This is a genomic window from Streptomyces sp. NPDC092369, assembly GCF_044755245.1.
Classification (GTDB): Bacteria; Actinomycetota; Actinomycetes; order Streptomycetales; family Streptomycetaceae; genus Streptomyces.
Genome location: NZ_JBIVQP010000008.1, coordinates 612,634 through 618,633, shown reverse-complemented (window position 1 = coordinate 618,633; position 6,000 = coordinate 612,634). Strand labels below are relative to the sequence as shown.

Below are 6,000 nucleotides of genomic sequence, written 5' to 3'. Positions count from 1 at the left end.
GTTGACTTTTGGCACGCTGTTGAGTTCTCAAGGAACGGCCGCTTCCTTTGTACTCACCCGCAGAACATTCTCTGGGGCTTTCCTCCGGGCGCTTCGCTTTCCGTGTTCCAAACTCTATCAGTGTTTTTCCGTCCCCCTGACCACCGTTCTGCAGGCATACAGAAGGCGACCCCGAGATAGGATCTGACAAGTTGGATGCTGCCAGGCTAGGGCGCTTGGTAGCGTCGCCCGGCCTCAGGCAGGAGTACGACTGTACATGGGGCCCGGAACGGCGTGCAAATCGATTAGACTAGTGGTCTAGACCACTAACTGGTACCTTTCGTGCGGAACCCGCACTTCATATGACATACGCTGCTGCTCAGTGTGCTGTCCGGTACAGGCAGTGACGGCCCGTATGTATCTCCGCCCCCGGGAGGCTCCCCATGACCACCGTGACGTCCCCTCTTGCAGGACGCGCCATCGGACTGGCCGAAGTGCCGGATCCGGTTTTCTCCGGGGCCATGGTCGGCCCGGGCACAGCGATCGACCCCGTGCGTGAGCCTTCCGAGGCCGTGGCGCCCGTGGACGGAGTGATCGTTTCTCTGCACCCGCACGCGTTCGTCGTCGTCGACGAGAACGGCCACGGCGTGCTCACCCACCTCGGCATCGACACCGTCCAGCTCAACGGCGAGGGCTTCGAGTTGCTCGTGAACAAGGGCGACACCGTGACCCGCGGACAGAGCGTCGTACGGTGGAACCCGGCCGCCGTCGAGGCCTCCGGCAAGTCGCCGGTGTGCCCCGTCGTGGCACTGGAGGCCACCGCCGAGGCCCTCTCCGATCTGCGTGACACCGGCGACGTGAAGGCCGGCGACAGTCTCTTCGTCTGGCAGTGACACCGATGCCGTCGTACGACGGCGCGTAGGACAACCACCGCGGCGGCGGGACCCGCCGCACTATCGGAGACGGGTGAGATGGAGACAACGCTGCGAGGCGTCGGCGTGAGCCACGGTGTGGCGATCGGCGAGGTTCGGCACATGGGAACGGCGGTGCTTGAACCGCCTGCCAAGCAGATTCCGACCGAGGACGCGGAGCGAGAGCAGGGGCGCGCCCGCCAGGCCGTGGATGCTGTGGCGGCCGATCTGATGGCGCGCGGCAATCTGGCGGGGGGCGAAGCGCAGGCGGTGCTCGAGGCGCAGGCCATGATGGCCCAGGACCCCGAGTTGATGGCGGACGTCGAGCGACGTATCGCCGTAGGGAGCACGGCCGAGCGTGCTGTGTACGACGCTTTCGCGGCCTACCGTGCTCTGTTGGCCAACGCCGGTGAGTACCTCGCGGGTCGGGTGGCGGACCTCGATGACGTGCGGAATCGTATCGTCGCCCGGCTGCTCGGGGTGCCGATGCCGGGTGTCCCGGACAGTGACGAGCCGTATGTCCTGATCGCTCGGGATCTCGCGCCTGCCGATACCGCTCTCCTGGACCCGACTCTCGTCCTCGGATTCGTCACCGAGGAGGGTGGGCCGACCAGTCACAGCGCGATTCTGGCGCGGGCGCTCGGCGTTCCGGCCGTGGTGGCGCTGCCGGGTGCCGGTGAGCTCGCCGAGGGGACGCTGGTCGCCGTCGACGGGAGCACCGGCGAGATCTTCGTGAACCCCAGTGCCGAGAAGAAGGCGGAGCTGGAGGCTGCGGCGGCCGAGCGCAAGGCGGCGCTGTCCGCCTCGACCGGACCCGGTGCGACCTCCGACGGACACAAGGTGCCGCTGCTGGCCAATGTCGGCGGTCCCGCGGACGTGCCGGCCGCTGTCGAGGCCGGGGCCGAGGGTGTCGGTCTGTTCCGCACGGAGTTCCTCTTCCTGGACGACAGCAAGAACGCTCCGTCGGCGGAGAAGCAGGTCGAGGCCTACCGGCAGGTGCTGGAGGCGTTCCCGGAGGGCCGGGTCGTCGTGCGCGTGCTGGACGCGGGCGCGGACAAGCCGCTGGACTTCCTCACGCCGGCCGACGAGCCGAACCCCGCGCTGGGCGTGCGAGGGTTGCGGTCTCTGCTGGAACACCCCGATGTGCTGAACACCCAGCTGACGGCGCTCGCGCAGGCGGCCGAGGGCCTCCCGGTCTACCTGGAGGTCATGGCGCCGATGGTGGCCGACCGCGCCGACGCCAAGGCGTTCGCCGACGCGTGCCGTGCGGCGGGTCTGCGGGCGAAGTTCGGCGCGATGGTGGAGATTCCGTCCGCCGCTCTGCGGGCGCGGTCGATCCTTCAGGAGGTCGAGTTCCTGTCGCTGGGCACCAACGACCTCGCGCAGTACACGTTCGCGGCGGACCGGCAGGTGGGCGCGGTGTCCCGGCTGCAGGATCCTTGGCAGCCCGCGCTGCTCGACCTGGTCGCGCTGTCCGCGGAGGCGGCGAAGGCCGAGGGCAAGAGCTGTGGTGTCTGCGGTGAGGCCGCGTCCGACCCGCTGCTCGCGTGTGTGCTGACCGGTCTGGGTGTCACCTCTCTTTCCATGGGTGCAGCGTCGATTCCCTACGTCCGGACGACGTTGGGCAAGTACACGCTGGCCCAGTGCGAGCGTGCCGCGGCGGCGGCCCGGGCCGCGGACAGTGCCGAGGAGGCACGCAACGCGGCCCAGGCGGTGCTGTCCGGCGAGTAGTCGGGACAGCCTCGCTCGTCGGCTGGTCTTCAGGGGCGCTCCACCTGCGGGTGGAGCGCCCCTTTGGTGTCCGTCAGTGGTGGTGGCCCGGTGGTTGTTCCTCCTCGCCCAGGTCGGGCGGCAGGCAGTAGTCGACGTCGGATTCCGGGGAGATCGGGTCTCCGGACTCGATGTCGGTGCAGTAGGCGTCGAAAACCTCGCCGGCGGTGAGGGGTTGGAGGCCTTCTCCGCGCAGCCGCCAGCCGTAGACACGGTCGACGGTCCCGGTGGCGCTGGTGCGCATGACGAGTCCTCCGGGGCTCTGGGTGGCGATACCGAGGGCCAGGACGGTGGTGAACTCCAGAGCCTCGGCTTCGTCGAGTTGCGTGGTGCCGTCGTCGTCCTCGTCGACGTGCAGGACCGAGACCAGGGTTTCCGGAGATGCCGAGACGCTGCAGACGAGTTGGCGGTTGCCCGGTGGTGCTGTGTCGAGGATGCGGACGAGGAGGCCTGAGGCGCGGGTGAAGGCGGCGCGGCCGATGTCCTCCCCGCAGGAGACGCAGGGGCCCAGGCGGGCGAGGAGTGTGGACGCGTACTCCCAGGTGGCCTGGCGGACGGCTTCGTCGACCAGGGCGGGGACGAGGTCGGTCAGGGCCTGACCGTCGTAGGGCAGGCTCGGGCCTGTTGTGGCCAGTTCTGCGGTGAAGCGGGTGCGGCTGTACGGGTCGTCGGGGTCCAGGCCGGCTTCGGTGCAGAAGTCGGCGTACTCCTGTGGGTCGAAGAGGGCGACGGTGGTGTGGCTGCCCTGGGCGGCTCGGGTCTTCAGGAGTGCTTCCACCTGCCGCAGGTAGGTGGTGTGGTCGTCGAAGGTGAAGGTGCGGTAGCGCCGCATGGCGCGGAAGTCGTACTCGTCGGTCAGCAGGCCGATGGTGCCCGCGATTTCGCGGCGCAGAACGCGTCGCATCGTCTGGTGGTCCTGGTGCGCCATGTTTCCCCCTGTGCGCGGTCGATCATTGCTCACTCACAGTAACCGGCCGCACTGACAACGCCCTCCGAGCAAGGGGGAAGCGGACCAGAAGATGCGGAAACGGGCTGGTCAGAGTGATGGTGGCACCGAAAGCGGTCCAGTCGACGGACCACTCACCGTGACCACGATCATCGCCAGTGGTCCGATGCTGCGTTGGGCGGTGACTTCGGCGTTGTGCTCGGTGAGTCCGGGGGCGGCTTCGGGGGTTGTCCCACCTGCGGTCAGGCGCGTTTGCGGGCGAGGTCCTCGTAGTAGTGCAGCAGGTCGAGGTTGTCGATGGAGCCCGGGTTGACCGCCTTCTCCAACGGGGTGCCCTGGAGGAGGCGTTTGACGGGGACCTCGATGCGCTTGCCGGTGAGGGTGTGCGGGATGCCGGGGACCTCGATGACCTCGTCCGGGACGTGGCGCGGTGAGAGCTGTTCGCGGATGGTCTGCTTGATCCGGCCCAGGAGGGCCTCGTCGAGGGCCGCGCCGGGCGCAAGGTGCACGAAGAGGGGCATCCAGTAGCCGCCGTCGGGCTGTTCGATGCCGATGACGAGGGACTCTTTGATCTCGGGCAGGCGCTCTACGGCTTCGTAGATGTCCGCCGAACCCATGCGCACGCCTTGGCGGTTGAGGGTCGAGTCGGAGCGGCCGTGGATGACGACCGAGCCGCGGGAGGTGACGGTGATCCAGTCGCCGTGGCGCCACACGCCGGGGTAGGTGTCGAAGTAACTGTCGTGGTAGCGGCTGCCGTCGGGGTCGTTCCAGAAGCGGATGGGCATGGACGGCATGGGGTTGGTGACGACGAGTTCGCCGACCTCGTCGATCAGGGGGTTCCCGCTCGGGTCCCAGGACTGCAGGTCCGTCCCGAGTCCGGGCGCCTGGAGTTCGCCGATGTACACCGGGAGGGTCGGTACGGCTCCCGCGAAGCAGGAGCACACGTCCGTGCCGCCGCTCACGGACGCCATCCACAGGTCGGCGCCGCTCTGCGCGAACTCGTCGTGCAGCCACCGGAATCCGTCGGGCGGCAGCGGTGAGCCCGTGGTGGCCACGCACTTCACCTTGGAGAGGTCGAACTCGCGCGCGGGGTGCACGCCGGCCTTGCGGCAGGCCATGACGTAGGCCGCCGAGGTGCCGTAGAGGGTGGCCCCGGTGCGTTCGGCGATGCGCCACTGGGCGCCGGTGTCCGGGAAGCCGGGGCTGCCGTCGTAGAGGACGATCGTGGTGCCGGTGAGGAGGCCGGAGACGAGAAAGTTCCACATCATCCAGCCGGTCGACGTGTACCAGAAGAAACGGTCCTCCGGGCCGAGGTCGCAGTGCAGGCCGAGCTGCTTGAGGTGCTCGACCAGGATGCCGCCCAGGGACTGGACGATCGCCTTGGGGAGGCCGGTCGTGCCCGAGGAGTAGAGGACCCACAGGGGGTGCTCGAAGGGCACCTGCTCGAAGACCGGCTCCACGTCCGCGCTCGTCAGGGCCGACCACTCCAGGGCGCCCTCTGGGGCGTCCGTGCCGAGCAGGGGGATGTGGACCACGGCACGCAGCGTGGGCAGTTCGCGGCGCAGTTCGGCGACGATCTCGCGGCGGTCGTGCTCCTTGCCGCCGTAGCGGTAGCCGTCGACGGTGAACAGGACGACCGGCTCCACCTGCTGGAAGCGGTCGAGGACGCTGCGCGCGCCGAAGTCGGGGGCGCAGGAGGTCCAGACGCCGCCCACGGCGGCCGTGGCGAGGAAGGCGACGACGGCCTGGGGAACGTTCGGGAGATAGCCGCTGACACGGTCGCCCGGGCGTACGCCGAGGGCGCGCAGTTCGGCGGCGAGGGAGCCGACCTGGCGGCGCAACTCCGCCCAGGTGACCGGGCGCGGTTCGTGGGTCTCGTCGACATGGAGGAGGGCGGGTTCGTCCGCGCGGGTGGCGCTCGCACGCAGGGCGTGCTCGGCGTAGTTGAGGGTCGCTCCGGGGAACCACTGGGCCCCCGGCATCGACCGGTCGCCCAGCACGCGCGCGTACGGCGTCGAGAACCGCACGTCGAACCACTCCACGACGGCTTCCCAGAAGGTGTCCAGCTCGTCGACGGACCAGCGGTGCAGCGCCGCGTAGCCGCCCTCGGCCGGGGCGCCGTGGCGCTCGGCCGCCCAGGCCTGGAACTGGGTGACCTGGGCCTCGGCGATGCGCTCCGGGTCAGGCTGCCAGAGCGGCTGGGGGTTCACGATCGACATGGGGCGGCTCCCGGACTGTGCGCGTCGTGTGCGTCGCACACGGGCTCGGGTGCGCGCGACGCGGCTGACACGGACGATGCCATGTGATCCACTTCTACACCAGGGTGCGCCTCACGCGGTCGGCGTCGTGAAGATGTTGCCCGGGCACGGGTGAACGCAAGTTGAACGGTACGCG

The 6,000-nt window shown here is 69.2% G+C and carries 4 protein-coding genes; 2 read left to right on the top strand and 2 right to left on the bottom strand.

What is annotated here, in order from left to right; genetic code table 11:
* The first annotated feature begins 422 nt into the window (after positions 1-422).
* Together ACIQI8_RS40760 and ptsP are read left to right on the top strand one after the other, a co-directional pair.
* The gene (locus ACIQI8_RS40760) at positions 423-872 is read left to right on the top strand and encodes a PTS glucose transporter subunit IIA (RefSeq protein ID WP_124002967.1); all 450 of its coding nucleotides are present in this window, start codon (positions 423-425) and stop codon (positions 870-872) included.
* 78 nt (positions 873-950) lie between these two features.
* Positions 951-2,621 carry a phosphoenolpyruvate--protein phosphotransferase gene (gene ptsP, locus ACIQI8_RS40755; protein ID WP_402362747.1) on the top strand — a complete coding sequence of 557 codons (1,671 nt, stop codon included), beginning with the start codon at positions 951-953 and terminating at the stop codon, positions 2,619-2,621.
* 73 nt (positions 2,622-2,694) lie between these two features.
* Here the strand turns inward: ptsP and ACIQI8_RS40750 are convergent, their stop codons facing one another.
* Together ACIQI8_RS40750 and ACIQI8_RS40745 are read right to left on the bottom strand one after the other, a co-directional pair.
* Positions 2,695-3,588 carry a hypothetical protein gene (locus ACIQI8_RS40750; RefSeq protein ID WP_402362744.1) on the bottom strand — a complete coding sequence of 298 codons (894 nt, stop codon included), beginning with the start codon at positions 3,586-3,588 and terminating at the stop codon, positions 2,695-2,697.
* A 260-nt stretch (positions 3,589-3,848) separates the two neighbouring features.
* Positions 3,849-5,825, bottom strand: a complete 1,977-nt coding sequence (locus ACIQI8_RS40745; protein WP_402362741.1) for an acetoacetate--CoA ligase — start codon at positions 5,823-5,825, stop codon at positions 3,849-3,851.
* Positions 5,826-6,000 lie beyond the last annotated feature (175 nt).

Coding starts and splice junctions, on each gene's coding strand:
- ACIQI8_RS40760 (WP_124002967.1), top strand. CDS start 423: ATGACCACCGTGACGTCCCCTCTTGCAGGACGCGCCATCGGACTGGCC.
- ptsP (WP_402362747.1), top strand. CDS start 951: ATGGAGACAACGCTGCGAGGCGTCGGCGTGAGCCACGGTGTGGCGATC.
- ACIQI8_RS40750 (WP_402362744.1), bottom strand. CDS start 3,588: ATGGCGCACCAGGACCACCAGACGATGCGACGCGTTCTGCGCCGCGAA.
- ACIQI8_RS40745 (WP_402362741.1), bottom strand. CDS start 5,825: ATGTCGATCGTGAACCCCCAGCCGCTCTGGCAGCCTGACCCGGAGCGC.